General features: G+C 67.5%; 27 protein-coding genes. 4 read left to right on the plus strand and 23 right to left on the minus strand.

Annotation, left to right across the window (positions count from 1 at the left end):
- Positions 1 to 86 precede the first annotated feature (86 nt).
- Positions 87 to 566: a hypothetical protein gene (locus QME71_03925; protein MDI6857448.1), complete on the plus strand. Its 480-nt coding sequence runs from the start codon at positions 87 to 89 to the stop codon at positions 564 to 566.
- Here the strand turns inward: QME71_03925 and QME71_03930 are convergent.
- The 23 genes from QME71_03930 to QME71_04040 form a co-directional block, all read right to left on the minus strand.
- A complete protein-coding gene (locus QME71_03930; GenBank protein MDI6857449.1) occupies positions 563 to 1,561 on the minus strand; it encodes an AsnC family transcriptional regulator in 999 nt (332 codons plus the stop codon). The genes QME71_03925 and QME71_03930 overlap by 4 nt on opposite strands.
- A gap of 11 nt (positions 1,562 to 1,572) precedes the next feature.
- The gene (locus QME71_03935) at positions 1,573 to 2,826 is read right to left on the minus strand and encodes a radical SAM protein (protein ID MDI6857450.1); all 1,254 of its coding nucleotides are present in this window, start codon (positions 2,824 to 2,826) and stop codon (positions 1,573 to 1,575) included.
- Position 2,827: 1 nt separating this feature from the next.
- Positions 2,828 to 3,937: a radical SAM protein gene (locus QME71_03940; protein MDI6857451.1), complete on the minus strand. Its 1,110-nt coding sequence runs from the start codon at positions 3,935 to 3,937 to the stop codon at positions 2,828 to 2,830.
- A 13-nt stretch (positions 3,938 to 3,950) separates the two neighbouring features.
- A complete protein-coding gene (locus tag QME71_03945; GenBank protein ID MDI6857452.1) occupies positions 3,951 to 5,021 on the minus strand; it encodes an NHL repeat-containing protein in 1,071 nt (356 codons plus the stop codon).
- A 267-nt stretch (positions 5,022 to 5,288) separates the two neighbouring features.
- Positions 5,289 to 6,539: a cytochrome c3 family protein gene (locus QME71_03950; GenBank protein MDI6857453.1), complete on the minus strand. Its 1,251-nt coding sequence runs from the start codon at positions 6,537 to 6,539 to the stop codon at positions 5,289 to 5,291.
- A 60-nt stretch (positions 6,540 to 6,599) separates the two neighbouring features.
- On the minus strand, positions 6,600 to 7,127 hold the full coding sequence (locus tag QME71_03955; protein MDI6857454.1) for a universal stress protein: 528 nt from the start codon (positions 7,125 to 7,127) through the stop codon (positions 6,600 to 6,602).
- Positions 7,128 to 7,479: 352 nt separating this feature from the next.
- Complete coding sequence (locus QME71_03960; GenBank protein ID MDI6857455.1) at positions 7,480 to 8,235, minus strand: cytochrome c3 family protein; 756 nt, start codon at positions 8,233 to 8,235, stop codon at positions 7,480 to 7,482.
- Positions 8,236 to 8,401: 166 nt separating this feature from the next.
- Positions 8,402 to 9,304, minus strand: a complete 903-nt coding sequence (locus QME71_03965; protein ID MDI6857456.1) for a hypothetical protein — start codon at positions 9,302 to 9,304, stop codon at positions 8,402 to 8,404.
- A gap of 121 nt (positions 9,305 to 9,425) precedes the next feature.
- Positions 9,426 to 10,187 (minus strand): response regulator transcription factor, encoded by a 762-nt coding sequence (locus tag QME71_03970; GenBank protein MDI6857457.1) that lies wholly within the window; start codon positions 10,185 to 10,187, stop codon positions 9,426 to 9,428.
- Entirely contained in the window at positions 10,165 to 11,901 is a 1,737-nt protein-coding gene (locus QME71_03975; protein ID MDI6857458.1) for an ATP-binding protein, read from the minus strand. Before QME71_03975 ends, QME71_03970 begins: the two co-directional genes overlap by 23 nt.
- A complete protein-coding gene (gene hemA, locus QME71_03980; GenBank protein ID MDI6857459.1) occupies positions 11,898 to 13,184 on the minus strand; it encodes a glutamyl-tRNA reductase in 1,287 nt (428 codons plus the stop codon). Before hemA ends, QME71_03975 begins: the two co-directional genes overlap by 4 nt.
- A gap of 21 nt (positions 13,185 to 13,205) precedes the next feature.
- A complete protein-coding gene (locus tag QME71_03985; GenBank protein ID MDI6857460.1) occupies positions 13,206 to 13,931 on the minus strand; it encodes a cytochrome c biogenesis protein CcdA in 726 nt (241 codons plus the stop codon).
- Positions 13,928 to 14,518 (minus strand): TlpA disulfide reductase family protein, encoded by a 591-nt coding sequence (locus QME71_03990; GenBank protein MDI6857461.1) that lies wholly within the window; start codon positions 14,516 to 14,518, stop codon positions 13,928 to 13,930. The genes QME71_03985 and QME71_03990 overlap by 4 nt, the downstream gene beginning before the upstream one ends.
- On the minus strand, positions 14,515 to 14,721 hold the full coding sequence (locus tag QME71_03995; protein MDI6857462.1) for a CcmD family protein: 207 nt from the start codon (positions 14,719 to 14,721) through the stop codon (positions 14,515 to 14,517). Before QME71_03995 ends, QME71_03990 begins: the two co-directional genes overlap by 4 nt.
- Positions 14,722 to 14,723: 2 nt before the next feature.
- The gene (ccsA, locus tag QME71_04000) at positions 14,724 to 15,458 is read right to left on the minus strand and encodes a cytochrome c biogenesis protein CcsA (protein ID MDI6857463.1); all 735 of its coding nucleotides are present in this window, start codon (positions 15,456 to 15,458) and stop codon (positions 14,724 to 14,726) included.
- Entirely contained in the window at positions 15,455 to 16,195 is a 741-nt protein-coding gene (locus QME71_04005) for a heme exporter protein CcmB (GenBank protein ID MDI6857464.1), read from the minus strand. The genes ccsA and QME71_04005 overlap by 4 nt, the downstream gene beginning before the upstream one ends.
- On the minus strand, positions 16,143 to 16,919 hold the full coding sequence (locus QME71_04010) for an ABC transporter ATP-binding protein (protein ID MDI6857465.1): 777 nt from the start codon (positions 16,917 to 16,919) through the stop codon (positions 16,143 to 16,145). The genes QME71_04005 and QME71_04010 overlap by 53 nt, the downstream gene beginning before the upstream one ends.
- Positions 16,916 to 17,401, minus strand: a complete 486-nt coding sequence (locus tag QME71_04015; protein MDI6857466.1) for a zinc ribbon domain-containing protein — start codon at positions 17,399 to 17,401, stop codon at positions 16,916 to 16,918. Before QME71_04015 ends, QME71_04010 begins: the two co-directional genes overlap by 4 nt.
- Positions 17,398 to 17,901 (minus strand): cytochrome c-type biogenesis protein CcmH, encoded by a 504-nt coding sequence (locus QME71_04020; protein MDI6857467.1) that lies wholly within the window; start codon positions 17,899 to 17,901, stop codon positions 17,398 to 17,400. Before QME71_04020 ends, QME71_04015 begins: the two co-directional genes overlap by 4 nt.
- Entirely contained in the window at positions 17,894 to 19,891 is a 1,998-nt protein-coding gene (locus QME71_04025) for a heme lyase CcmF/NrfE family subunit (protein MDI6857468.1), read from the minus strand. Before QME71_04025 ends, QME71_04020 begins: the two co-directional genes overlap by 8 nt.
- A gap of 2 nt (positions 19,892 to 19,893) precedes the next feature.
- Positions 19,894 to 20,370, minus strand: a complete 477-nt coding sequence (locus QME71_04030) for a cytochrome c maturation protein CcmE (GenBank protein MDI6857469.1) — start codon at positions 20,368 to 20,370, stop codon at positions 19,894 to 19,896.
- Positions 20,371 to 20,394: 24 nt separating this feature from the next.
- Positions 20,395 to 20,946: a hypothetical protein gene (locus QME71_04035; protein ID MDI6857470.1), complete on the minus strand. Its 552-nt coding sequence runs from the start codon at positions 20,944 to 20,946 to the stop codon at positions 20,395 to 20,397.
- Positions 20,943 to 21,887, minus strand: coding sequence for a zinc ribbon domain-containing protein (locus QME71_04040; protein ID MDI6857471.1), 945 nt, complete (start codon positions 21,885 to 21,887; stop codon positions 20,943 to 20,945). Before QME71_04040 ends, QME71_04035 begins: the two co-directional genes overlap by 4 nt.
- A 385-nt stretch (positions 21,888 to 22,272) precedes the next feature.
- Here QME71_04040 and QME71_04045 point away from each other — a divergent pair, with 385 nt between their 5' ends.
- Genes QME71_04045 through QME71_04055 form a run of 3 tightly spaced genes read left to right on the plus strand, consistent with a single transcriptional unit; the run spans position 22,273 to position 26,236 of the window.
- Complete coding sequence (locus QME71_04045) at positions 22,273 to 24,027, plus strand: HAMP domain-containing protein (protein MDI6857472.1); 1,755 nt, start codon at positions 22,273 to 22,275, stop codon at positions 24,025 to 24,027.
- The gene (locus tag QME71_04050; protein MDI6857473.1) at positions 24,024 to 24,698 is read left to right on the plus strand and encodes a response regulator transcription factor; all 675 of its coding nucleotides are present in this window, start codon (positions 24,024 to 24,026) and stop codon (positions 24,696 to 24,698) included. The genes QME71_04045 and QME71_04050 overlap by 4 nt, the downstream gene beginning before the upstream one ends.
- Positions 24,695 to 26,236, plus strand: coding sequence for a NapC/NirT family cytochrome c (locus tag QME71_04055; GenBank protein MDI6857474.1), 1,542 nt, complete (start codon positions 24,695 to 24,697; stop codon positions 26,234 to 26,236). Before QME71_04050 ends, QME71_04055 begins: the two co-directional genes overlap by 4 nt.
- The last annotated feature ends 8 nt before the right edge of the window (positions 26,237 to 26,244 follow it).

Here is a 26,244-nt window from a genome sequence, read left to right on the forward strand (position 1 = left end):
CACAAAAGTACCCAAAAGTGGAGCAGCAGGCTGGTGGTGCCCGCTCCGCCGTTATTGTAAGATCAAAAGGCGAAGGAGCTGCCGTCATGAGCGCTGATGCCGCACAAGAATTCGTTGACGAGCTCCTGCGTGCTGATCGAGACGAAATCGTCCGTGGTTTTTGCCGCGGTTTCGCCAATCTGGACGCGGCTTCCGGCACCGCTCTTCTGTCGGAGATGGCAGGGGCTTGCCGCAACTGCTTCCTCCGCCGCGCCGATTTCCCCGATGGCCTCACCCTGGAAGGCCTGATCGAACGCCTGGAGACTGCCGGGCCGCACCGCATCGAAATCCGGCGCGTGGAGAAAGAGATCATCTGGAGCGAGCTCCTGGAGGGCCGCTGCGCTTGCCCCCTCGTCCGGCTCGGCACCGTACCCCTCTGTCCCAGACTTTGCGACTGTGCCGTCGAGTGGCTGCGTGGCCTGATCGAGAAGTACCACGGGGGAAATGTCACCGTGGAGCTCGTGGAGTCGGTGGCGGGCGGTTCCCAATCGTGCGTCTTTCGCGTCAAGCTCGGAGCGGCCCCCTAGACAAAATACCTCGTCCGCGCCTTCTTGTACTCCGTTCTGCTGAAGAGGACGGCGAAGTCCGGCGCGCGTGCCTCCTCTGATATCTGTGATGCGATGGCGCGGCACTCCTCGTCGTCTCGGGCGTGGATCATGGCGAAGAGATTGTACGGCCAGCCCGCGCCTGTAGCGCGCTCGTAGCAGTGACTTACCTGGGGGCGACGGCACGCCGCCGCCGCGATCTCGTCGACGCGGTCCGGCGCCGCTTTCCAGACGGCCATCCCGTTTCCCCGGTAACCTGCGCGCCGGTGGTAAAGAACGGCGGCAAATCGGCGCAGCCATCCCCGCCGCGTCGCCTCTCGCATCCACGTCAAGACCTCCTCCTGGCTGACGGCGAGAGCGTCCGCAGCGGCCGCGAAAGGCTCGGCGACGATGTCGCCGTTGCGCTGGAGGGCGCGGATGAATGCCTTGTCGCGGGCGTTCGGGCCGGAACCCTCGCGATTCAGGGTCGACGTCTCGTCGCCGGCTTCTTCAAGGAGCCCGTCATCTTCGATGCCCAGGCGGACGCCGATCTTGAACGTTCGCAGCGCGGGGAGGCACACGTGGGGGAAGCCGCCTGCCGCCCGCGCCAGACATCGCGCCGCGGTTTCGACGTCGTTTCCTGGGGGCACCGCCAGTGTGAACCAGAGGTTCCAGCGGTGCTCCCGCAGGTAGTTGTGGCTCACGCCCGGATGAGCGTTTATCACCGCCGCCGCTTCGTCGATGCGCTCGACGGGAACGGCCATGGCGACGAGCGTGCTGCGATAGCCCAGGGCGCGCGAATCGAAGATGGGGCCGATGTCGCGTATAAGGGAGCTGTCGCCCCCGTCTTTGAGGCGGCGGAGGCGGGCCAGCGCCTCGTTCTCAGAGAGGCCGGTCTGCGCGGCGATGGCGGCGTAGGGGCGCGTCACCAGCGGCAGTCCCCGCTGCAGCAGGACGAGAAGTCGACGGTCGGTTGCGTCGAGAGCGAGAGCCGTCACGCGCGTCGCTCCTAACTCGGGTGGCCGCCGTTCTGCACCGGCACCGGCCAGCGGGCCGCCTCTTCGGCCTCCGGCGTTCCCGGCGTGATGCCGATCTCCTCGTCGGTGAGGTAGCAGCCGGGATCGGGCGCCAGCAGGTTCTTGAAGTACCGCTCCGCCCGCACCCGGAGGTTGCCGTTGCAGATATCAAGCCAGCGGCAGACGCGGCAGCGCCCTTTCAGATAGCGCTTGCGGTCCTTCAGTATCGTCAGAACGGGGTCGCCGCGGCCGGACCAGATGTCGCTGAAGGAACGCTCGCGCACCTGTCCCAGGCTGTAGTGCCACGAGAATTGGTCGGCGTGCACGTGGCCCGCCGGGTCGACGCAGCTTATGGCGATGCCGGACTGGTTGCCGCCGTTCCACCGCAGCATCTTATAGACGTCGCCGGCCCTCTCCGGCTGCTCTCCGGCGAGCCGCATGTAGAGGTAGGCGTTGTCGGCGTGGTTATCGACGGTGAGGATGTCCTTCTCGATCCCGCGCCGGTGCAAGCGGTCAGAGCGTTCGAAGACCTGGTCGACCACGGCCCGCGTCTGCTGCGGCTCGAGGGAGAAGCGCTGCATGCGCCGGCCCCGTCCCGAGAAGGCGAGGTGGTAGACGCACAGGCGGGGGAAGTCTTCCTCTTCCAGCAGGTCGAGCAGCGGCGGCAGGTCGTCGATGTTCATGGCGTGGACGGTGAAGCGCAGCCCCACCCGGACGCCGGCGTCGCGGCAGTAGCGGGCGCCGCGCAGCGCCTCGTCGAAGGCGCCCTTCTTGCCGCGGATCCTATCGTTGGTCGCGGCCATGCCGTCGAGGCTCACCCCCACGTAGGAGAAGCCGGCGCGGCGGATGTCGGCAGCGGTATCGGGCGTGATCAGCGTCCCGTTCGTCGAAAGAACGCAGCGGATGCCCTTCGCGACCGCGTGCGCGACGAGGGGGAAGAGGTCGTCTCGCGTCAGCGGCTCGCCTCCCGAGAAGAGGATTGTGGGCACGCCGAACGCCGCCAGGTCATCGATGAGGCGCAGCCCTTCAGCGGCCGTCAACTCGTCGGGCAGGGACTTGCCGCCGGCGTCGGCGTAGCAGTGAACGCAACGCAGGTTGCAGCGGCGGGTGACGTTCCAGACGACGACCGGCTTCTTGTCGACCGAGAAGTGAAGCATGTGCGCGGGCACCCGCGACGTCCGACGCCCGTAACGGAGGGCATCGCCGGGGGTAACGGTACCGTTCAGCAGTCGAGAGACACTCAGCATCTCACGCTCCTTCCGTCACGGCACGGCGCATCGCCAGTGGCTCGTAGACGCAGAACGGCTCCTCCGCTAGGAAGTCGCCGCTCATTCCCAGGGCGCGGGCGCGGCAGCCGCCGCAAACGCGACGGAACTCGCAGACGCCGCACTTGCCGCCGACGGCGTCCGGGTCGCGCAGCGTGTGGAACACCGGTGATCGCTGCCAGATATCCCGCAGCGGCTGCTCGCGGACGCTTCCCACGCGGAGTGGCAGGTAGCCGCAGGGGAATACGTCGCCCCGGTGCGACACGAAGCAGACGCCGCTGCCGGCCAGACATCCCTTTCTTGCGCTGCCAAAGTTGCCCAGATGGCCGGCGGCGCCCGCGTCGGCCACTTGCGGCCGCTCATACTCGGGCGCGGGCTCGCGTTGGCGGGCGACGCGCAGGTAGTGGGGGGCGCAGGTAGCTTTCAGCTCCAGAGGGCCTTCCTGGTCTCGCTCCCACACCCATTCGAGCACGCGCTCGTACTCCTGCGGACTGATCATCTGCTCGGCGGCGATATCGACGCCGCAGCCGACAGGCACGAGCAGGAAGACGTGCAGCGCATCGGCCCCCAGCGAAAGGGCCAGCGCGAAGATGTCCGGCAATTCCTCAACGTTGTGGCGCGCCACAGTGGTGTTGATCTGGACGCTGATGCCCTCCGCCCGCAGGCAGTCGATGCCGTTGAGAGCGGCGGCGTAGGAGCCGGGAAGGCCGCGGAAGGAGTCGTGCGTGCGCGCCGTCGCCCCGTCCAGGCTAACGGCCACCCTCCGGACGGCGGCGGCAAGGACGCGCCGCGCCGTTGGCCTGTCGATGAGGGTGGCGTTGGTTGCCAGCGCCGTCCGGAGGCCCCTGTCGGAGGCATAGCGTGCGAGCGCGAAGATATCGGGCCGCAGCAGGGGCTCGCCGCCGGAAAGCACGAAGACCGGGCTGTCGAAGGCCGCGACCTGGTCGATGAGCGCCCGCGACTCGGCGGCCGTCAGGTCTTCCGGCACAAGTCTGTCAGCGACCTCGATGCGACGGCAATGGACGCAGCGCAGGTTGCAGCCGGCAGTGGCCTCCCAGAAGATAAGGCGCGGCGCTGACAGGCTTCTTATCATCGGCTTGGCGTGCTCAGGCAGGTAGACGGAACGCGAAGAGTCCGGTGAAACGGTCCACAACGTAAAGGGTGCCGTCGACGACTTTCAGGCCGTGCGGCGCCTGGAAGAGCGATGCCGACTCCTTGTTGTCGGGGTCTTCTCTGCCGATGAAGCCGGCGTACGTGCCGTCGGCCTCGAACGCCTCCACCGCCACCTGAAGGGTGTCGGAGACGAGCATGCGCCCGCTGTCGTCCACGGCCACGGCCTTAGGGCGCGAGAACGTCCCTTCGGTGTCGCCGGCCTCGCCCAGACTGAACAGGAACTCGCCGGAAGGGGAGTACTTCTTGATCTTGTAGTTGAGCATATCGACGACGTAGAGGTTGTCTTCGGCGTCGAGCGCGAGACCCCCCGGCATGTTGAAGCTGTAGTCGCCGGAGTCGCGCGTGCCGGAGCCGAGGACCGAGACGAGCTTGCCTTCGCCGTCGAGGCGCAGCACGCGGTGGTTGTCGGGGTCGCTCAAGTAGATGTCGCCGCCGGACGTCACGGCGATCCCGATGGGACGCAGCGGCTTCTCGGCCGCCGGGACCTGCGGGGCAATGACCTGCTGGACAGCGCCCGCGGCGTCGAGGACGATGACGTTGCCGGCGCGGGAGTTGGCGACGTACAAGCGGCCATCGCGGGCGGTGATCGCCATCGGAGTTTGCAGGGCGAGGCGTTCGTCGCTGCTGGAGTCAAGCATCCGTAGGACGTTGCCGTCTTTGTCGATCTCGATGATGCGGTTGTTGTTGGTATCGAGGACGTAGACGCGGCCGTCGACGACGGCGACATCGGCGGGCATGGCGGCAGAATCGGGCGTGGGCTTGCCGCTTGCGTCGGCGTGGGTCAGGGGAACATGCCACATTAGTTCCGCGGGAAAGACGAGGCCGCTCACCTTGTCCAGGGGATGGACCTCGCTGGAAGGGATCGGGGGCTGACTTTCGGACCCCTGTCGCAGCACAACACAGGTGCCCAGGCCGACGGCCGCGACGGCTGCCACGAGAAGACCGACGACGGCGCTGCGCCGCAAGCCCCTGTTCGTCCGCTCGCTTTGCGATTCTGATTCCACCAAGGCCGTTTACTCCTCTTCTGCTGCCGCGTTTCCGGGAAGCGCGAACAGCGGCCGTGCCGCCGCCTCAGCGCACCCGCCGCGTATCGGTACGGACACGTAAGCGGAAATGCTTACATCGAGCTTAAGGGGCCGCCGGCCGCGCTGCCAATGGGCCGGACGCACTAATGCCGGCGTCCGGACGTGCTATACCGTTTCCACGCCCATGCCATGCGAAGCGCGGGTCGCCTCACGCGCCAAGGGCCTTTCAACGCGGGCTTCGTGGTGTCAATCGTGGCAGTTCAGGCAGAGGGCATCGTACGTCATCGACGTGATGCCGCTGTCGACAGCCCCGTGCACGGCGTGGCAGGTCAGACATTTCATGTGGGCCTCGCCGGCGGGGACTACGGCCGTGCCTGTCTCGTCCCACAGACGCGTTCCACTGAAGTCGCCCGTGTAGGGGTCCCACGCGCGGTCGGCGGGGGCGTCGGTCATCCCCATCCAGTGGCTTATCGAGCCGACGCCGTGGCAGGCGAGGCAGAGGTCGGCGTTCTGCGATGCGGGAGGGAGCCTTGACGGATCGGCGAACTCCCACGTATCGGCGTGCGGGTCGTGACAGCGGTCACAGTCCTCCCCCTCGACGCCGGGCTCGACGTCGTGGTTCCGGTAGGCGGGGTCGGCGATGAATGCGCCGGTAGCAGTGACTGAGCCGTCGTGGCAACTGAAGCAGAGCGATTGCAGGCCGGACATGCCGGTCTTGGGCGCGCGGGCCCACAGATAGCTCCCCTGGGCGTTGTGAGGCGTGTGGCACTGCTTGCAGGTGGGTGTATCCGGCGAGCCGAGGTCGTGGGCGGTGCCGTAGATATCGCTCTTGCCTGCCGGCGCGCCCGGCTGGAATGTGGGAACGGGCGTAGGCGCGGGCGCTGTAGCCGTGGGCGCGGGAGTGGGCGTGTCCGGTGCGGGCGTGGGCGTGTCCGGTTGGGGGAGAGGAGTCGGCGTATCCGGCTCAGGCGTGGGCGTCGGGGCGCCCGGTTCAGTCGTGGGCGTGGGCGTATCCGGTTGGGGTGTGGGCGTCGGCGTATCCGGCTCGGACGTAGCTGTCGGCGTGGGCCCGGTCGTGGGCGCAGCAGGCACGACGATGTCCTCGAAGGCGGCGCCGCCCTTCGTGCAACTGGGAGGCGCCGGCGTGCTGTTGCAGGAGTCGGCGTCGTCCACCCAGTAGACGCGGTAGGTGGCCCCGTCCCTGGGAAGAGTGAACGAACCGGGTCCGTAGCCGTTCGCCACGTTGGAGCCGGCGGGACTGAAGACGGCCCAACCTTCACGGGCGTCGTAGGGGGTGGAGCCCGAGACGTCGTAGGTTGCGGTAGTCCCCGTCTCGCCCGCTGCGGTCACCGAGATCGAGGTTGCGGGCATGTCCGCCGGGTGACAGGAGACGCAGCCGCTCGACTGGCCGGGGTTAGCTTCGACCCACGTCGAACGCACAATCACCAGAGTGCCTGCCACCGCCGGCAGGGCCAGCAACAGGGGAAGCCACTTCATAACTTGCGCAACGACAACTCTTTAAGCTTCGTATTTGGCCTCGCCGCACCGCGGCGCGCTCTACCAGCCCATCAGCTCGCGGGCGCGCTGCGCGGGCGCCGAGGCGCCTGTCTCAGGGATAGGCCACGGCCCTTCCCGTCGACCGCGGGAGCGGGCTGCTTCCTCGGCGGTGACCGCGGGCGGGACCACCAGCACCGAGCACACCTTGGCCCGCACCAGCCGGTTCCAGACGCTGCCCTGCGTGCGGCGCTGCAGTCCGCGGCGGGTGCGGCGCCTCATGACGATAAGGTTGATCTCCTCGTCTCTTGCGAGCCCACCGAGCGCCTTCGCCACGTTGTCGCCTTTTACGGCCAAGCACTTCGTCTGCTCGGGAAGGCCTTGCCGCTCAACAAGGGCGTGTAAGTAGTCCGCCGTCTCGTTCAGCCTGGCGGCCACGTCCGGCTGGGAACGGAGCGGGCTGAAGGCGTCAATCGTCTCGACCACCCTCGCGAGGCACATGTCGGCCCCGAAGATCTCGGCCAGCCTGGCGGCAACCGGTATCGCCTCTTCCGATTCAGAAGTGCCATCAACCGGGACCATGATACGCATCTTCTTCGCCTCCTGTCCTTGCTGACTCTCTTCCCGCTTTCCGCGCTCGCCACGTGCAAGGAGCGCGTTGCTCACGCACGACCCCGCCACAGGGCAAAAGCTCGACCGCCCGGTCGGGCCAGCGCCGTGACCGAGCGGTCTGCCGGCTCATGCTTCTTGCGATGGTGAGGTGCCCCACCTCTGATTCCAGATTCCGTCATCGCCTATTCTGACATGCGGCTCAACGCCAGGTCATAAAAAGGCGGCGTTTGAAATGTGAACAATCGTTTACCCGATGGCCGAACGCTACGAGCCGGACGAGTTGTGGGGCGACGCGGGCCGCCGGGATGCGCCACGGCGGGAAAAAGCTCCGCTACTCGTGACAATTGCTGCACAGAGGCTGGAGGTGCCTCTCCGGCGGGCCCGCGTCCAGCTCGTACAGCGACATCGTGTTCAGCGTCTGCTCCCACTGGCCACCCGGGTTGCGTACCGCGCCGTGTGCGACGTGGCAGGTCTTGCACTTCACGTAGGCGTCGCCCTCTGCGACGGGGAGCGTGCCGCTGGAGTCCCACAGCAAGGTGCCGCTGAAATCGGGCGGGGCGGCGTAGGGGTCCCACGTGCGGTCGGCGGGGAGGCCGGTGGCCACGTCGACGGGGTGGGTGAAGGAGCCGGTATCGTGGCAGAGAGCGCACAGATCGGCGTTGCGGTAGGTCGAGGGAATGTTATCGCCGGCGAACTTCCAGTTGTCGCCTTCGTGCGGGTCGTGGCAGATGTCGCAATCAAAGCCGGGGATACCGGGCCTGGTCCAGTGCGACGCGTAAGCGGGATCAGGGATGAACCAGCCGACATCGGTCACCGACCCATCGTGGCAACTGAAGCAGAGCGAAAGGAGCCCCTGTCCCGCGGCCGGGTCGCGCGCCCACAGGTAGGCGCCCTGAGCGTTATGAGGGACGTGGCACAGCGAGCAGGCGGGGACGCCGGGCGATCCCAAATCGTGGGCGCTGCCGTAGACGTCGGACTTGCCCGCCTGGGCTATCGCCACCATCACGAGAGCGAGGGCCGCCGCCGCGACGGACGCGCTCAGCGGTATCAGCTTCCGGCTCACGATAAGCTTCGCCTCTCTTGCCATGAGTCACTGTAATCTTGACACGCGCACGTTCGCGGAGTCATAAAAAGCCGCCTGTCCTGCGGTGAACAATCGTTTACCTCTCGCGCCCCATGCTTGGCTGCGCACAAGGCTCGGCGCCGGTCTTGGGGGACCGACGCCGAGAGATTGCCAGACTTGTGTATTTGGTCTACTGGTGACAGTTGGTGCAGATCGGCTCCAGGTGCTCGCCCGACGGGCCTTGCTCGTATGTGCTCATCGTGTTCAGCGATTCGTTCAGTCCGCCGTGAGTGTCGTGGCACGTCATGCACCGAATGTCGCCCTTGCCGGTGCCGAGGACCTGCTTAGGGTTGGCCGGGTCGAATAGGCGCGTACCGCTGAAGTCGCCGGCGTCGGCGTCCCAGGCGCGGTCGAGCGGGAGGTTGGTGTTGGCCCCGTCGGGGGCTGTCACCGCTTCGGGGTGGGTCACGCCCAGGCCGTGGCGCGAGCCGCTGTGACAGGCGACGCAGACGCTACCGTTGTCGTAGCTGGTGTCGCCGATGGTGTCGCCGTTTGTGTCGACGTTGACGAAACGGCTCTTCTCCAGGAACACCCAAGCATCGGAGTGGGCGTCGTGGCACTTGCCGCAGTCGGGCTGCATGCACTTGAGGCACGACGTGCTGGCGGGAGCCTCGCTGAACATGCCCTCGGACTCAGGGAAGCGCCCGTCGCCGTCGGTGTCGGTGCCGGTCTCGTTTTCAGGGCAGCGACCGTCGTGATCGGCGTCGTAGCAGCGGTCCCCCTGCGGGTGGTTGTGATAGTTGGGGTTCACGATGTAGTCGCCGGAAGCGACGGCTTCATCGTGACAACTGAAGCAGAGGGGAAGGATCACCGAGTCGCCGGCGTAGCCGCCGTACGGGGCCTGGGCCCACAGGTAATCGCCCTGGGCCTTGTGGGGGATGTGACAGTGCTCGCATGTCGGAACGTCCGCGGTGCCCATGTCGTGGGCGGTGCCGTAGATGTCACCCTTCCCCGCCTGGCCGACCCCAACGATGAGCAGGGCCGCGGCCGCCGCCGCCAGCGCTACTGCCAGAGGGATTAGCTTCCTGTTCATGACATACCTCCCGCCTAGTATTTCCCGACTAGGTTGCATTGCGTGACCATTCTCACACAGGGGAAAGCGGCGGGTCATAAATTGTCGTGAAAAAGTGGTCTTCCCGCAGGTAGAGAACCGTTCACCTTTGGGTGAGCGCATCCCGGACGCGCCGCCCCGGCGTTTCGCAGCCGTGCGCTTCGCCGTTCGAAGGGCCGCCGTTCCGCAGGCAGTAGCCGTCGCCGTAGTGGGTGATGATGTATTGTGGGTGTCTTGGGTCGACCTCGATCTTGCGACGGAGCCGGTAGACGTAAGTCTTCAGGTACTGTGGCTCGTCGTGGTACTCTTCGCCCCATATGCTGGTCAGCAGGGCCTTGTGACTGACCACCTGCCCCGGGTGCCGCGCCAGCTCCTCGATAATGCGGTACTCCTTAGCGGTCAGGTAGAGCTTTTTCCCCTTCAGTGTCACCTGTCTTCGGACGAAGTCAACCGTCAGGTCGCCGCAGTGAAAGACATCCGGGCGGTCGCCGCCGTTCGCTCCGCCGGCGCGGCGCAGCAGGGCGTCGACGCGGGCCATCAGCGTCCGGTAGCCGAAGGGCTTGGTGATGTAGTCATCGGCGCCCGATTCCAGCCCCTGCACCACGTCCTCTTCGCGGTCCCTGGCGGTGAGATGGATGATGGGCGCCGAAGTCCGCGCCCGGATGTGACGGCACACCTCGAAGCCCTCCATATCGGGCAGCATGACGTCGAGCACGATGAGGTCCGGCCGTTCCTTCTCCACCATCGCCAGCCCCTCCGTGCCTGTGACGGCGGTGATCAGGCGGTACCCGGGCCGGTAGACCTGGAAGGCCACCTCGAGGACCTTGAGGAATTCCTTCTCGTCATCCACCAACAGTATTTTCATTGCCTGTCACCTTCTTTCCGTTGCCGTTGCGTGGCAGCGCGAACGTGAACACAGTGCCCTCGCCGGGCGCGCTCGTCGCCCAGACGCGCCCGCCGTGCAGATCGACGAGCCGCCGCACGATGACCAGCCCGAGGCCGTGGCCGTCGCGCGCGAAGGGGCGCCGCCCTCCGTCGAGGAGACGCTCGAGGCGCTCGCCGGGGATGCCGGGGCCGTCATCCTCCACCGCCACGCTGACGCTCTCGCCCTCGTTTTTCGCCCGGACGGTGATGTGCGTTTTCTCGGGCGTATGGCGGGAGGCGTTGGCTATCAGGTTGAGAAGCACCTGCTGAACGCGGTCGGGGTCGCCGTTGACCGGCGGCAGCCGCGACGGCAGCGCCAGCGAAAGCTCCTGCTCCTTCCCCTCGAGCATCGGCTGCACGCTGTCCGCCACTTCCATGATAAGCGGTCGCAGGTCGATGGCTCGGCGGCGGAGCGTGAGGTTCCCCGCCTCCATTCGGGCGAGGTCCAGCAGGTCGGAAACGCGGCGGCTCATGCGGTCGATGTTGCGGGCGATGACACGCAGCAGCTCCTGGCGGGGCACTTCCGTGGGCTTGCCGGTCTCGTCGAGGAGTATTTCCGTGGCGTTGTGTATGAGCGTGAGAGGCGTCTGTATCTCGTGCGAGGCCATGGCCAGGAACTCCGCCTTGCCGGCCTCGGCGTCCTGGAGACGGGCGGCCATGGAGTTGACGCCCTGTGCCAGCCGTCCCACCTCATCGGCGGAGTCGATGTCGACGCGCTGCCCGAAATCGCCCGCCCCGATGCGTCCGATCACGGACACCACGCGCTCCAGCCGCGAGGCGATGGCGCGGGCGGTGGCGAACCCGAGCACGAGCAGCACGAGCGGCACGATGAGCGCCGCCGCGATACCGGCGCCGAGCACCATGTCGCTGGGCCAAACATCGGACCTGGGGACGAATACGGCGGCCGTTACCCCGCTTTCCGTGCCGAGTGAGTCTACGACGTCATAGGCGGCGGCGTAGGCGCGCCCGTTCACCGCCGACCCCCCTTTGACCGGCCCATCGCCTGCCGGCTGCGGGGGCGGAGGAGGCGCAACGGTGCTCTGGCCGTGCAGATTGGAAAACGTGCCGGCAAGGAGCGAGCCGTCGCGGTACAGCGCGAGCTCGACCGAGGTCGACGGTTTGAGCTCCGTGAGGAGCCGTTCCAGCAGGCGCCCGGCGACGACGTACCCGCGCGGGCTCCCCGTTGACGGAACCGGGGCCGCGACTGCCAGCACGGCGCCGCCCTGCGAAGAGACAATGCCTGCCGTCCCGTCGCCGCTGAGGCCCGCGAAGTCGCCATCAGAAAGGACCCGCCCGGCCCCGACGGCAAGCGTCCGGCCATCCGCCGCGAGCACCTGGAGGGCGTCGAGGGAGCCCGCCCCGTTCGCCAGTATGTGCGATAGCGCCGCGCCGTCGTTCGCCGCCAGGGCCGCCGCCAGGTCCGGCCTCTCGCTCAACGCGAGGGCAGAATCGCGAAGGCGGTCCGTCTCGTGGTCGAGGTGAAGCAGGAAGAGGGAACGGGCGCTATCGAGCCTGAGGTCGACGTTCTCCGACGCCGCCTTCTTTGCCAGGGGCAGCGCGAAACCCACCACGACCACTGCGGTCAGCACGATGAGCAACGAGAAGGGTATCACGATCTGAAAGCGCAGCGGCAGGTCGAAGAAGCGCGTCTTCACGGCGTCCCTCCCCCGGCCGGCGCGGCTGCTTCTTCCCCGTTCAGCCCGAAGAGGTCGTGGGCGGCGGCCAGGTAGTTCGGGTCCGCCCCCTGCGATTTCAGACGGGTGACAGGGGAGTGCAGCAGTTTCTTTACGATCGCCTGCGTCAGGGCGTCGATGCGTTGCCGCTCCGCCGCCTCGAGGTGACGCAGGCGACGGAATGTCTTCTCCATCTCCTGCCGGCGGATCTCTTCTGCTCTCCGCCGCAGCGAGACGATGGTCGGGACGGCGCGCAGCGACTGCCACCAGTCGAGGAAGCGCTGCGCTTCCTCTTCCACAATCGCCTCCGCCCTGGCCTTCTCCTTCTCCTGCTCCTCGGGAGTGACGGGGCACATCGCGCCCAGGTCGTCGATGTCGTATAGCTCCACACCCGGTATCGCGCGGACGGCGACGTCGATGTCGCGGGGCACGGCGATGTCGATGAGCAGGAGGGGGCGTCCGTTGCGCTCCGCCATCGCCGCGGCGACGCGCTCCTCACCGATGAGGAACCCGTCCGACCCGCTGGCGCTGATCATCACGTCGGCGGCAGCGAGCGCTTCGTTCAGACGCGAGAAGGGGACGGCTTCGGCGCCGAGTTGCTGCGCAAGGTCGACGGCGCGCTCGCCGGTGCGGTTGGTGATGACGAGGCGGCGCGCCCCCGCCTTGACGAGGCTGCGCGCCGTGAGGGCGCCGGCCTCGCCCGCGCCGAGGACAAGCACGTCGCGCTGCGAGAGGTCGCCCGTGATGCGCTGGGCGAGCGCCACGGCTGCGGAGCTCACAGACTTGCCGTGGTGGCAAACGAGCGTTTCGCTGTGCACGCGGCGCCCCGCGCGGATCGCCGAGTGGAAGAGACGGCTGAGGACGCCGTTGCACAACCGCGCTTCAGCGGCGAGCGCGAGCGTGCTCCGCACCTGCCCCAGGATCTCCGATTCGCCGAAGATCATGGAGTCGAGGCCCGCGGCCACACGATGCAGGTGGCGCACCGCCGCTTCGTTGCGCAGATAGTACACGTGGCGGGCCAGGCAATCGGTGCGGGCGCCTGTCGCGCCTTCGAGGAGACGGAGGGCGTCGTCGCGCTGCCGCTGCGGGCCGTCGGCGAGGAAGTAAAGCTCCATCCGGTTGCAGGTGGAGAGAGGAACGCCGTTGCCTACATGCTCGCGCAGGTAGGCCAGCGCCTGTGGAAGCTCCTCCGTGCCGAGAGTGAATCGCTCCCGCAGGTAGAGCGGCGCCGTCTTGTGATTAAGCCCGACCAGTACGATGTCCATTTTCGTTTGCCTGACGCCCGGTCAAGTAAGGTCGTAGTAGGCCCTCTGGAACCACTGGTTCAGGTAACCCCACTGTCCGAGCAACAGTAGCACTCCCATCCCGATGAGCAGCGCGCCGGCGACGCCATTGACGACGACGGAATGCCTCCGCACCCAGGAAAAGACGCGCAGCGCGGAAGCGAAGCCCAGACCCGCCAGAATGAATGGGATGCCGAAACCCAGCGAATAGACGAAAAGCAAGAGTCCGCCCCTTCCCGCCGTCTCGGTGGCGCCGGCGTAGAAGAGGATCGATCCGAGGATGGGGCCGACGCACGGCGTCCACGCGAAGGCGAACGCCATGCCCAGCAGCACCGGCGCCGCGGGGCCGAGCACGTCGGTGGGAACGTTCATGCTCCACTCGCGCTGAAGCCAGGCGACACGCGGCAGCCCCATCACCGTCAGCCCGAAGAAGACCATCGCCGCGCCCGCCACCTGGTACATCGTCGACCGGTGCTCCTCGAAGAAGCCGCCGAGGAGCGAGACGGAGGTGCCGAGCAGGACGAAGACGAGCGTGAAGCCGAGCATGAACAGGACGGAGGTCCACAGCGCCCGCATCGTCGCCCGGACGCGGCCGCCGGCGTCGACGGTGCTCCCCGCCACGTAGGCCAGGAAGCCGGGGGCCAGCGGCGCCACGCACGGCGACAGAAACGAGACCATCCCCGCCGTGAAGGCGATGCCCCATCCCGGCTCCGGCACGACGCCTGTCACCGCTGCACCTCCTCGATGAAGGCGGAGAGCGAGTCCGTACTGAGCGGCCCCGCGTACTTGAGGACGATGACGCCCTCGCGGTTGATGAAGAACGTCTCCGGCACGCCGGTGGCGCCGTAGTCGAAGTAGATGCTGCCCTCGTCCGGCCCGTTGGGGTAGGTGATGCCGAACTCCTCGATGTACTTCCTCGCGTCGGCGTCGTTGTCCAGCACGTTCACCCCCACAAACACGACCCCCTCGTCCCGGTAATCGCGCCAAGCCTGCTCCAGCTCGTCCGCCTCATCGCGGCAGGCCTCGCACCAGGAGGCCCAGATATTCAGGACCACCGGTTTCCCGCGGTTCTCGGAGAGGGTGAAGCTTCCGCCGTCGAAGAGACTGAGGGTGAAGTCGGGGGCCGCGCGGTTGAGGCGAAGCGGCCCGGCCCCGGCTTCGCCCTTGTTGGCGAGACCGTAGGCGAGCAGCGCCACCAGCCCCAGGGCGACGGCGACCACGAAGGCAAAGCCGAGGCGGCGCGTCCAGCGCGCCCACGCCGGAATATGGGCCCCCTCGCCTGCCGCCGCTTCTTCCTCAAATGTCATTCCGCTCATCCCGCCGCCTCACGCGTGATACCGGCGACGAGGCGTTCGGGCTGCTCTTCCGCCTCTCCGACGCGCGTCCCCTGCAACGTCGCCTTGAGGAAAGTCACTTCTTTGCGCAGCGCCTCCGCCTGGCCGGCGAGACGAAACAGGTACACGACAAGCCCCAGCCAGACGGCGCCGTACGCCAGCGCCAGGTACCAGACGTCGCTCATGGCTAGCCTCTCCTTTCCTCCATCCAACTGATGCGCCTTCTCAGCTCTGTTACCTCCTGACGGGAGCGTTCCAGCATCGAGCGCAAGAGCGTCAGGTGCAGGAGGACGGCGCTGAAGGCGGCCAGCGATAGGAACAGGGCGGGGAGCATGGCTGGCTCCACGCTGAAGCCGTTGCCCGTCAGCACCGTCGGGTGCATGGTCCGCCACCACCGGATTGACATGAAAGCGATCGGGACATCCAAGAACGCGATGATTCCGAACACGGCGGCGAACGTCGCGCGTCGCTGCCCCTCCTCCACCATGCTCCGCATCACCAGATACGAAACGTATATCAACCAGAGGAGGAACGTCGTCGTCAGGCGGGGGTCCCACGTCCACCAGGTGCCCCACGTGCTCCGCGCCCAGATCGAGCCCGAGACGAGGGCAATGCTGACGAAGACCACGCCCGTCTCCGCCGCCGATACGGCGACGACGTCCCAGCGGGCGGACTTCGTGCGCAGATAGGCGACGCTTGCCGCAAAAACAATGAAGAACGCCAGGAAGGCCGCCCACGCCGCCGCAACGTGGAAGTAGAAGATGCGCTGGATGTCGCCCATCGCCGCCTCGGTGGGGGCGATGACCAGCGCCTCGGTCAGCGCCGCCAAAAGCAGCGCGGCGGCGAGGACGGGCAGGCCGAACCGGAGCCCGGGCAGGCCGGCCGTCGCGGAGCCGGCGAGAGCGTTCAATCTGATGTTCACGAGGCCATCTCCTCGATAACGTACTCGAAAAGCGGCGGGCAGAGCGTCAGGAAGAGGGCGTCGAACGCGGCCAGCACCGACAGCGCCGGCAGGAGCTCGCCCCACGACTGGCCTTGCAGAGCGATGCGCGTCCCCTCCACAGCGGCGATGATCAGCGGTATCGCGACCGGCAACAGCAGCAGGGGGAGCATCAGCTCCCGTGAGCGCGTGGTCACCGCCATCGCCGAGAAAAGCGTGCCGACGGTGACGAAGCCCAGCGTGCCGAGAACGACAATGACGATCAGTCCCGGTGACAGCAGGGAGGCATCGGCGAAGACGGCGAAAAGGGGCAGCAGGAAGAGTTCGAGCGCCGATGTCAGCAGCAGCGCGCCCGCCGCCTTGCCAATAAAGATGACGCTGCGGTCCATGGGGGCGAGGAGCAGCCCTTCCAGCCCTCCCTGCGCCCTCTCCTTGGCGAAGACGTAGCTCAGCCCCATCATCCCGGCGAGGACGATGGCCACCCAGAGGACGCCCGGCCCCGCTGTCTCCTTCATCTCGCCACCGAGATCGAACGCGAAGTTAAAGATGACAAGCGTCAGCAGCGCGAAGACGAGGCTGCCGCTCAGCGCCTCGCGGCTGCGCAGCTCGACGCGCACGTCCTTGGCGACGATCGCGAGCGCAAAGCCGAGCGACGACAGAAAGCCGTCAGCGGGCTGCGCTTGTGTGGCTGAAGTAGACTTCCTTAAGGCTTCCCACATCTAACTCGTCTCGCTTGCCGTTGAAAACAATTTTGCCCCTGTCCAGCACGGCCACGCGGTCGGCCAGGTCCAGGGCGCGCTCCAGGTTATGGGTGGTGAGCAGCACAGTCCGTCCCTGGCCGGCGGCGCGTGCCAGCATATCGACGACGAAGGCCACCCACTGCTGGTCGAGGCCGGTGTCCAGCTCGTCCAGCAGGAGGACGAGCGGCTCGTGGATCAGGGCGCGCGCCAGCGCCAGCCGCTGCTGCATGCCCCGCGAGAGGGACCGCTGCAGCGAATGCGCCTGCGCCGTCAAACCGACCAGGCGCAACTGCTCCCACGCCCGCTCCCTGGGGTCGGACAGCCCGTGTAGGCGGGCGTAGAAATCGAGGTTCTCCAGCGCCGTCAACTCGCCGTAGAGGAACGTCTCGTGGCAGACGACGCCGATCTGCTGGCGGGCCTCCGTCCGCTGCCGCAGGATATCGAAGCCGGCGATCCGCGCCGTCCCCGATGACGGGCGCAGCATGGTGCTCAACACCCTTATCAGCGTCGACTTCCCCGAGCCGTTGGAGCCGACGATGGCCAGGCGCTCGCGGGGACGGACCGTGAGGTCGACGCCGCGCAGTGCGGCCACCGGCCCGAAGTTCTTCCACACGCCGATTGCCTCGATGCCGCCGTTCGTGGCGGCGGCCGGCTGAGAAGGCGTGCTGGCGGCAGCGACGGCGGCGTCTTTCGCTTCGATCATGGCTGTTTCCCTTTTAAAGGCGTCCCGCAGCCGGCGCAAAAGCGGTCGTCGGGCTGCGCGGGCGCGCCACACTCCGGGCAGCCTCCGCCCAGGCGGGCGCCGCAGCTCCAGCAAAAGCGGTCGGAGGCGCCCTGCGGCTTTCCGCAGGAAGGGCAAACGCGTTCGGCCGCTGCCGCGGCGACGGTCGCGCGCTCCGCCTCTTCAGCCTTCGTGGCGTCGTCGAGCTGCTGGAGTACGCTCGCCGCCTCCCGGCGATAGCGTTCGCGGAGACCCTGGTAATCGGAGTCAGAAAGATTTCCCAGCTCGTGCTCGAAATCGAGGTCCTTTATGGCTTGATAGGCGGAGTCGCGCCTGCGCAACAGGGCGTCGAGCCGGGGCGACCCTTCCCCTTGCGCCGCGAGAGCGCGCGAAGAGCCGACGAGGGGCCAGCCCACAACGGTGAACGCCACCAGCATCAAAACAATGATTGCGAGGTAAATCATCGGCCGTCACCCCAGTCCAGCCGGCCCACGTCCTGGTCGACCCGTTCTTCGTAAGCCTTCAGCTCATCGGGCGGCGGCGCGGGCGCGGCCGCTTCCCGCCGGACGCCACCGCGTCGGGTCCAGAACCAGGCGAGGCCGGAGATGAACACGGCCCCCGCCGAAAGCGCGAGGAACGGCGCGACCCATGCCGCCAGGCTGAAGCCGCTCTTTTGCGGCACGGCGAGCACCGCTTCGCCGTAGCTCGCCACGAAGTAATCGAAGATCTCCTGCTTGCTCTTGCCCTCGTCGATAAGACGCTGGATCTCCGCGACCATGGCGTCGGAGGTGGTGCACGGCATCGACTCCTGGCAGGCGGCCACTGTCATGCCGCAGCCGCACAGGCACATCAGCTCGCCCGCTACCTGGCGGAGCGTCGGCGGCTCTTCGGCGACAGCGCTCTCGAACGGCGTCGCGAGGGTGAGCGCCAGGAAAGCGGCCACGAGGAGGAGCCATCTACGCACGGCCCGCCTCCAGCTCTCCGACCGGCGCCCGCGCAGGCAGCGTTGCGCGGCGGGACCCGCGGCTGTCGGGCCAGAGGGCGACGAGCGTGCCCGCGACGATCACAGCGCCGCCGATCCATATCCACATCACGAGCGGCTTCACCTCCACCTTCAGGATCGCTTCCCCCGCCTCCGTCCAGCCGATGAGGGTGACGTACAGGTCTTCCCGCAGCGAGCTGCGCAGCCCGATGTCGGTCACCGGCTGCTCGTCCTGCCCCTCGAAGCGCTTGCTCGTCTCGATGGTGCCGGCGTCGCTTCCCCCGCGTGACACGTCGAGCATCGCCGTCACCTTCACGGAGTTCGCGCCCGCCGTCTCCTTCAGCTCCCGGAACGTGACCTCGTAGTCGCCGGCCTCGATGCTTTCGCCGGGAGCGACCGTCCGCTCCGCGCCGGTGGAGAACATCTGCGAGGCTGCGATGCCCATCGCCAGCAGGACGACGCCCAGGTGGACGATGTGTCCGCCGTAGCGCCGTCGGTTCTGCCGGACCAGACGGGGAAGAGCGGTGACGATGCTGTCGCCGTGGCCCCGCAGGCGGGCGCGGACGCCGCGCCAGAACTCGAGCGCGATCGCGCCCACGACGAAGGCCAGCGCCGAGAAAGCGATGAGGGCGTATGGGGAGCGCATCCCCAGCACGTACAGGATGAGCGCCACCGGCAGCGCCGCCGCCACGGGGAAGACGAAGTTGCGCGCCAGGTTCTCCAGCGACGCCTTGCGCCAGCCGATGAGGGGGCACACGCCCATCAGGACGATGAGCGCGAGAAAGATCGGCGCCGTCGTCTGCTCATAGAAGGGCGCGCCGACCCCCACCTTCACGCCCCTGATTGCCTCCGACAGCACAGGGAACATGGTCCCCCAGAACACGGCGAAGGCGGCCGCCAGCAGCACCAGGTTGTTGGCAAGGAAGCTCGCCTCACGCGAAACCAGGGAGTCGAGACGGTGCTCGCTGCGCAGGCGGGGAAGACGCGTCCAGAGCAGCGCCAAAGACCCCACCAGCACGAGGCCGGTAAGCGCCAGCAGGAGCGGCCCAACGGCGCCCGTCGCGAAGGCGTGAACGGAGCTGAGCATCCCGCTTCGCGTGAGCAGCACCCCGAACAGGCACAGCACATACGTAACGATGATGAGCAGCATGTTCCAGACCTTAAGCATGCCGCGCCGCTCCTGGAGCATGAGCGAATGGAAGAAGGCAGTCGCCGCAAGCCAGGGCATGAACGCCGCGTTCTCCACCGGGTCCCATCCCCAGTAGCCGCCCCAGCCGAGGACGGTGTACGCCCAGAGCATCCCGAACAGGTTGCCGAGACTGAGGAAGACCCAGGCGACAATCGTCCAGTTGCGCGCGGAGCGGAGCCACCAGTCGTCGAGACGCCCGCTGATGAGGGCGCTCATGGCGAAAGCGAAGGGGACGGTAAAGGTCACGAAGCCCAGGAGAAGGGTCGTGGGATGAGAGAACATGTCGGACGTGCGCAGCAGGGGGTTGAGGCCCATCCCTTCCGAGAGCGCCATGGGCATCTTCTCAAGCGGGTTGGCGGCGAAGGAGATCATGCCGAGGAAGTACGCCAGGATGCCCGTCAGGACGGCGACCACGTACGGCATCATCTCGCGGTTCCGCCGCCGCCCCTGGACAACGACGATCACGCTCAGCAGCGAAAGGACCCAGGCCATGAACAGCATCGAACCGGCCTGTCCCGCCCACCAGCCGGCCAGCGTATAGCTCGCGGGCAGGTCGGAGCTCGAGTACTCGGCCACGTACGCGATGCTGAAGTCGCGCGCAAAGAAGGAGTAGACGAGCGCGGCTGAGGCGAGCGTCGTCAGGCCGAAGACGACGAACACGGCGTTGCGCGCGCTCAGCCACAGCTCGTTGATGCGCGCCCTGCCGCCCACTAAGGCGGCGACCGCGCAGTACACGGATAATATGAAAGCGGTGATTATTGCGGCGTGACCGAGCTCCGCCATGATCAGTCCCCTCCCTCCGCCGCGGCGGACTCCTCCGCCTCGTACTTGCTGGGACACTTCACGAGCAGCTTGTCGGCCTCAAACGTCCCGCTGCGGCTCAACCGCCCGTCGACCACCACTTCGGCGCCCTGTTTGAAGGCGTCGGGAACGGCGCCTTTATACACGACCGGCAGCGGCGCCCCGCTCTCGCTCGCCATGGCGAAGCGGAGCGTGTTCGTCGCCGGGTCCTTCTCCGCCGAGCCGTCGACGACCTTGCCCGCCAGGCGCACCTGCTCCTCGAAGGCCCTGTCGCCGCGGGCGCGCAGCTCGTCAACGGTCAGGTAGTACATGGCGGCGCCGCGGAATGCGACGAATCCCAGGTAAGCGAGAGCGCCGAGCGCGATCACCCCCACCAGCAGGAACCGCTTCGGCGGCAGCGCTGCCCAGCGCGACCGCCGCTGCTCCGGCTCGATGACCTGCTCAGGAGTCCCGTCCGACATCTCAACACCGCCTCGTTTCTTCCGCTACCTCAGATTGGCGAGCGCCTCGGAAAGAAACGCCTGCTCAGCGCCCGGCGGCGTGGCGACCCACACCACGCGTGTCTTCGCCTGAAAGAAGAAATGATGCCCGTTGGCGTCTCTCGCCGCGTACATGGGCATCCCCTCGAACTTGTTCTGGGTCAGCCCCTGGTAAGGCGAGCCGCCATCTTCGATGGCGCGGACCATTGCGTCGAGCAGCGCGAAGGCGCCGTCTTCGCTGGCGGCTTCGGCTACCCACACCGTGCCGCCGCCCTCGTAGCGCCCGATCCAGGCGTCAACTATGTCGAGGCCTTTGCCGTGCAGCCGGTCGACCTCCGCCATTGCCTCCGCGCCCGTCACCACCTGCATCAGCTTGCGGCCCGCGAGTTGCGGCGGCGCGGGCGTTGTATCCCCGCTGGACCCGCCGCCGGAGGCCGAGCGAAGCCCCAGCACCGTCGCGCCCCCTGCCAGCAGCAGCGCGGCGGCCAGCGAGACGCCGAGGAGCAGCGCAAAGCCGCGGGAGCGGGAAGGGCCGGGCCGGCGGAGCAAACGTCTCATCGCCGCTCCTCCGTGCGGCGTACCGCCTGTCCGCAGGCGGAGCAGAAACCGGCGCCACGGCGGGTGCGCGCGCCGCAATGCGCGCAGTAGGATGCTTCTTCATCGGGCAGAATGCTGGCGTCGGCGGCCCCTGCGCCGGACGGGGCCAGGCGGCGGGCGCGGACGCGGCGAATCAACGCTGCGTACAGCGCGAAGGCGAGAACGGCGGCGGCGGCGACCCCCAGAAGGAAGAACGGGCCTTCAGGGATGCCGGCGGGACTGCTATCGCCGGCAGGCAGCGTCGAGGCTGCGAACGCTGAGACCGACGGCTCGTCCGTGTCACGGCTGTAGGCGATCTGGATGGTCACGGGCTCGCCGGCGCCGAGACCCTGGTAGTTGTAGCTGTGATGGCGGAACCGTTCGTCGCCGAGTGTCTCCGCGGGCGCCGGCGACAGCGCGAAATCGGAGGCCCCCCGCGGCTCCTGCACGAAGAGGTCGAGGTTGTCGACCGGATAGGGGGGCAGCAGGGTGAAGTCAAGGGAGCGCTCGCCCGCCCCGGAAGTCGAGCCGTAGTAAAACTCGACATAAATGATAGGAGTCACAGCCTCGTACGTCAGAAGTAGGCTGTCGCCGTCAGGCTGCGTGGAATACTCGCCGCAGACGTACTCCTCGGTGGCGGAGCTGACGGAGCACGCCCGCTCGACCGTGGCATCGGCGGGTATCTGCAGGCGCATCTCCAGAGGAAGGGGGACATCCTCGTTCAGCTCGCCGTAGTAAGACACCAGCACCCGCGGCTCGTCGTACTCGGGCATGACGGCCACCGCCAGCCTGGTAAAGCGCGCGTTGCTCTCGGCGAGCGCCGGCGGGGAAGCGAACGCTGCGGCGGCCGCTACCAGCGCCATGACGCCGAGCATGGCCACAATCTTCGCCCGACGGCGGCCGGCTACGGAAGTACACCTCATCGCATCACCAACATAAAGAGATGTGCACTATTTCCCGCCTTGAGACGCGAATATGGGAGGCAAACTCCCGGACTGTTCATTTTCTTCACCTTTGCAGAGTAGGAGATGACAAGAAGGTCAACAATGGCACCATCGCCCCATATAGGGGGCCGGAGGGTGCCAATCTCATTCCACCCTGCGTGTCAGTCGGGCGGCGGTGGACGAGGGCGGTGTGAGAGAAGCAGGGGGCGGTTACGCACGCGCGCGCCTTAAGTGATACGCGAACCTCAACAGATTGACACCCGTCGCGGCGCCACATGGGACGTTAGGGCCATTGCCGCCCCTGTCGAAGTGTCCTAATTTCAAGGACGAAGCGAATAGACGGCTGTCGGATGAAGACCAGGCAATGAGTCTATCCATAAAGCTCGGATTGCCGGCCCTCGTGGGCGTGCTCGGCGTGCTTGCCGTCATGGGCTATCTGGGCCTGCGCGCCGTCGGCGAGAGCACGGACCGCGCCATGGACGAACGTCTCGTCCTCGCCCGCATGATGGCGCAGGACCTCGACCAGGACATCTCGCAGGGGCTGCGACTGCTCCAACAGACCGCCTCTGAGCTCTCCCCCGCTTCATGCGCCGATTGCGCGGTGGACGCGGCCGCGATCTTGGAACAGCTCCACCGCTACGCCGGCCCGCACACGCGCAGCACCTTCCTCCTCGACGCGGAGGGCAACGTTCTCTCCGCCGTCTCCGCCGATGGGTTCGCGGGCGCCCCGCCCGGTGGCTACCCCAACGTCGCCGAGACGCTGCGTAGCGGCAAGCCCGCCGTCTCCGGCGCCGTCGGTTCCGACGGCGAGGGCGACTTCATGGTCTCGCTGTCGGTCCCGCTCCTCGATGCTGACGGCGACGTCGCGGGCGTGCTCGGCACCACGTTCGGGCCGACCTCGTCGTTCCTGCAAACGCTGCTCTCGCCTGTCGACCTCGGCGAGACCGGTTACGCGCAGGTCATAAACGAGCGCGGCCTGGTGATGGCCACCAGCGATGCCCGTCGTGAGGACAGCAGCTTTCCGGTGACGGCGCACGCCGCGCGCTTCGCCCGCCTCATCGAGGAGGGGGAGCAGGGAGCGTGGACGTGCCATCGCTGCCACGAACCGGGGGGAGAAGGAGGGCGGCGCCGCGATATGACGGCGTTTGTGCCCCTGACGGCGGCGCCCTGGGGGATCGCCATCCGCCAGGACGAGGGCGAAGCGTTCGGTCCCAGGAACCACCTCCGCAGCGAGGTGCTGTTCTTCGGCGGCGCGGCCCTCGGCCTCTCGCTGGCAGCGGCGCTGGTGATCGGCCGCGTCCTCACCCGCCCGCTGCGACGGCTGACGCTCGCCTGTGAGCGCATCGCCGGCGGCGACCTCGACGAAAGCATCGCCGTCGGTGGGAAGGACGAGATCGGGCAGCTCGGCGCCGCCTTCGAGTCGATGCGACGCCGGCTCAAGGAGTCGCGCCGCGAACTCGAGGAGCGGAGTAAAGCCCTCGCCATCCTCGAAGAGCGCGACCGGATCGCCCGCGAGATGCACGACAGCCTCTCCCAGGTGCTCGGCTACATCCGGCTCGCCACGACCGTTACCGAGGAGCGCCTGGACCGTGGTGACATACCGGCCGCGCGGGAGGAGCTGCGGGAGATGCGACAGGCAAGCCGCGACGCCTACGAGGACGTGCGGCAAGGCATCCTGGCGCTGCGCTCGAGCGGCACGCTGAAGAAGGGCTTCCTCGCCGCCCTCGAGGAGTTCCTCGATAGCTATCGCACGCAGACGAAGCTGGAGGTTGAGCTCGCCGCCGCCAACGGAGAAGCGGTGGGCCTCAGCGAGGCGGCGCAGGTGCAGCTACTGCGCGTCGTCCAGGAAGCGCTGGCCAACGTCTGGAAGCACGCGCGCGCCCGCAGGGTGGAGGTCGGGATCGAGCGCGGGAACGGCACGTTGCGCGTCAGCGTCGCCGACGACGGCTGCGGATTCGACCCCGCGGAGACCGCCTCCAACGGCCACCGCTACGGCCTTCAGATAATGCGGGAGCGCGTCGAGAGCATCGGCGGCGCCCTCGAAGTGGTGTCCCGCCCCGGTTTGGGCACCCGCGTTATCGTCGAGGCGCCGGCAACTGTCAGCGAGGAAGAATCATGAAGCCGCTCAGGGTCCTTCTTGTCGACGACCACATTCTTTTCCGCAAGGGGCTGCGCGGCCTCCTCTCCGCCCGCGACGACATCGAAATCGTGGGCGAGTGCGGCGACGGCGCGGACGCGGTCGAGCAGACGCGGAGGCTCGCGCCCGACATCGTCCTCATGGACATCCGCATGTGCGGACTCGACGGCCTCGAAGCGACGCGTCGCATCGCGGCGGAGATGCCGGACGTGAAGGTGGTCATGCTCACGGTGTCGGAGCAGGACGACGATCTGTTTGAGGCGATCAAGAGCGGGGCGCGCGGCTACCTGTTGAAGAACGTCGAGCCGGAAGAGCTGCTGCGCCTCGTGCGGGCCGTGGCCGACGGCGAGGCGGCCCTCTCACCCGCGGTGGCCGCGAAGATGCTCGATCAGTTCAACCGCGGCCCCGAGCGCGAGAGCGAAGGCGCCACCGGGGAGCAGCCGCTGACGGAAAGGGAGAAGGAGGTGCTGTCGCTGCTGGTGGAGGGACTGGGGAACAAGCAGATCGCCCACCGCCTCTCCGTCAGCGAGAGCACGGTGCGCAACCACCTTCACAACGCCCTCTACAAGCTGCGCCTGGAGAACCGCATCCAGCTCGCACTCTACGTGTACAAGCAGGGCCTGGCCGGCCAGCGCCCGGCGCAGCAAAGATGAAGACTCGCAGAGACGACACCTTTTCGCTGGTACGCAACCCCCTGAGCCTGCTGGGAGCCATCCTCGCCGTGCTCGGGCTGGGGGGACTCGTCTTCGTTCTCGGCATCAGCTTCCTTCAAGTCCGTCCCAGCGCCTACGTGAGCGCCTTCGCCGTGATCTTCCTGCCCGCGCTGGTAGTCATGGGGCTGCTGGTCATACCCGCGGGCATGCTGTGGGAGCACCGGCGTCGCGCCAGGGCTGCCCGCCGCGGGGAAGGCATGCGCCCGGCCCTCCGCATCGACTTCGAAGACCCGCGTCACGTGCGGGCGGCGGCCTTCTTCAGCATCGCCACTGTTGTCATTCTCGCCGTGCTGGGGGCCAGCGCCTACCGCGCCGTCGAGTTCATGGACTCCCCCACGTTCTGCGGCGAGACCTGTCACCAGGTGATGGCGCCTCAGTACGAGACCTACAAGGAATCGCCCCACGCGGAGGTGGCCTGCACGTACTGCCACATCGGGCCGGGCGCCGACTGGTACGTACAGTCGAAGCTGTCCGGCGGACGCCAGGTACTGGCGACCCTCCTCGACACCTACCCGCGGCCGATCCCGGCGCCCATCGAGAACCTGCGGCCGTCGCGCGATACCTGCGAGGACTGCCACTGGCGCGAGCGCGCCTACGGGCTGCGCCTCCGCGTCTTCCACTACTACCTGGCGGACGAGGACAACACCCTCGAGATCTTCCCGCTCGTGTTCCGCGTCGGTACCGGCGGCGACCGCGCCCGCGGTGTCCACTGGCACACCTCCGCCCGCCTCTGGTACCGTCCGGCGACGGAAGACCGCCAGACCATCGCATGGGTCGGCCTCGAAGAGGACGGCGAGATCGTGAGGGAGTTCGTCAACCCGAAGGTGGAGAGCGGCGCGCCCGAGATGCCAAGGCGGCTGATGGACTGCATCGATTGCCACAACCGCGCCGCCCACGACATCCCGTCGCCCGTCGATCTCGTCGACGAGGCGCTGGCGGCGGGACGGCTCGATTCGAGCCTCCCGTATTTGAAGCGGCAGAGTCTCCGCCTCCTCATGGCCGACCAGGCCGACCCCGACGCCAACGAACTGCGGGCCCTGTGGACAGAGGATTGGTTCCAGCAGCTCGCCCGTTTCTACGAGGAGGAGTACCCGGACGTGGCGCGCGAGAAGGCAGACTCGATCCAGCAAGCCATCGATGAGCTGGAGAGAATATCGGAGGAGGTCATCTACCCGGGGATGAACAGCACCTGGCGCACCTACCCCGAGAACCTGGGGCACCCGGGAGCGGGCAAGGGCGACCCTGGGTGCTTCCGGTGCCACGGGGCGCTCGTCGAGGCAACGACGGGCGAGCCCATACGCGGGTCGGAGCAGGGGCTGACCGATTGCGTGGCCTGCCACAAGCCGGGCGCCATCACCGAGGACCCGGCCATAGGCGGGATACACGTCCTCGGGCCGGGCGAAGGCTGCGACCTCTGTCATTTTATAGTGCCGCTGGAGGACATTCCGGCCGGCGTCGTCGACCTTCCCGTTCGCTAAAGGGACGG

It is taken from the genome of Dehalococcoidia bacterium, assembly GCA_030018455.1.
Taxonomy (GTDB): domain Bacteria; phylum Chloroflexota; class Dehalococcoidia; order DSTF01; family JALHUB01; genus JASEFU01.

What these genes read in the sequence shown, in the direction of transcription:
- QME71_03925 (MDI6857448.1), top strand. Translation starts at nt 87, where the DNA reads ATGAGCGCTGATGCCGCACAAGAATTCGTTGACGAGCTCCTGCGTGCT.
- QME71_03935 (MDI6857450.1), bottom strand. Translation starts at nt 2,826, where the DNA reads ATGCTGAGTGTCTCTCGACTGCTGAACGGTACCGTTACCCCCGGCGAT.
- QME71_03940 (MDI6857451.1), bottom strand. Translation starts at nt 3,937, where the DNA reads ATGATAAGAAGCCTGTCAGCGCCGCGCCTTATCTTCTGGGAGGCCACT.
- QME71_03950 (MDI6857453.1), bottom strand. Translation starts at nt 6,539, where the DNA reads ATGAAGTGGCTTCCCCTGTTGCTGGCCCTGCCGGCGGTGGCAGGCACT.
- QME71_03955 (MDI6857454.1), bottom strand. Translation starts at nt 7,127, where the DNA reads ATGCGTATCATGGTCCCGGTTGATGGCACTTCTGAATCGGAAGAGGCG.
- QME71_03960 (MDI6857455.1), bottom strand. Translation starts at nt 8,235, where the DNA reads ATGGCAAGAGAGGCGAAGCTTATCGTGAGCCGGAAGCTGATACCGCTG.
- QME71_03965 (MDI6857456.1), bottom strand. Translation starts at nt 9,304, where the DNA reads ATGAACAGGAAGCTAATCCCTCTGGCAGTAGCGCTGGCGGCGGCGGCC.
- QME71_03970 (MDI6857457.1), bottom strand. Translation starts at nt 10,187, where the DNA reads ATGAAAATACTGTTGGTGGATGACGAGAAGGAATTCCTCAAGGTCCTC.
- hemA (MDI6857459.1), bottom strand. Translation starts at nt 13,184, where the DNA reads ATGGACATCGTACTGGTCGGGCTTAATCACAAGACGGCGCCGCTCTAC.
- QME71_03990 (MDI6857461.1), bottom strand. Translation starts at nt 14,518, where the DNA reads ATGAGCGGAATGACATTTGAGGAAGAAGCGGCGGCAGGCGAGGGGGCC.
- QME71_03995 (MDI6857462.1), bottom strand. Translation starts at nt 14,721, where the DNA reads ATGAGCGACGTCTGGTACCTGGCGCTGGCGTACGGCGCCGTCTGGCTG.
- QME71_04005 (MDI6857464.1), bottom strand. Translation starts at nt 16,195, where the DNA reads ATGTGGGAAGCCTTAAGGAAGTCTACTTCAGCCACACAAGCGCAGCCC.
- QME71_04010 (MDI6857465.1), bottom strand. Translation starts at nt 16,919, where the DNA reads ATGATCGAAGCGAAAGACGCCGCCGTCGCTGCCGCCAGCACGCCTTCT.
- QME71_04015 (MDI6857466.1), bottom strand. Translation starts at nt 17,401, where the DNA reads ATGATTTACCTCGCAATCATTGTTTTGATGCTGGTGGCGTTCACCGTT.
- QME71_04025 (MDI6857468.1), bottom strand. Translation starts at nt 19,891, where the DNA reads ATGGCGGAGCTCGGTCACGCCGCAATAATCACCGCTTTCATATTATCC.
- QME71_04030 (MDI6857469.1), bottom strand. Translation starts at nt 20,370, where the DNA reads ATGTCGGACGGGACTCCTGAGCAGGTCATCGAGCCGGAGCAGCGGCGG.
- QME71_04035 (MDI6857470.1), bottom strand. Translation starts at nt 20,946, where the DNA reads ATGAGACGTTTGCTCCGCCGGCCCGGCCCTTCCCGCTCCCGCGGCTTT.
- QME71_04040 (MDI6857471.1), bottom strand. Translation starts at nt 21,887, where the DNA reads ATGAGGTGTACTTCCGTAGCCGGCCGCCGTCGGGCGAAGATTGTGGCC.
- QME71_04045 (MDI6857472.1), top strand. Translation starts at nt 22,273, where the DNA reads ATGAGTCTATCCATAAAGCTCGGATTGCCGGCCCTCGTGGGCGTGCTC.
- QME71_04050 (MDI6857473.1), top strand. Translation starts at nt 24,024, where the DNA reads ATGAAGCCGCTCAGGGTCCTTCTTGTCGACGACCACATTCTTTTCCGC.
- QME71_04055 (MDI6857474.1), top strand. Translation starts at nt 24,695, where the DNA reads ATGAAGACTCGCAGAGACGACACCTTTTCGCTGGTACGCAACCCCCTG.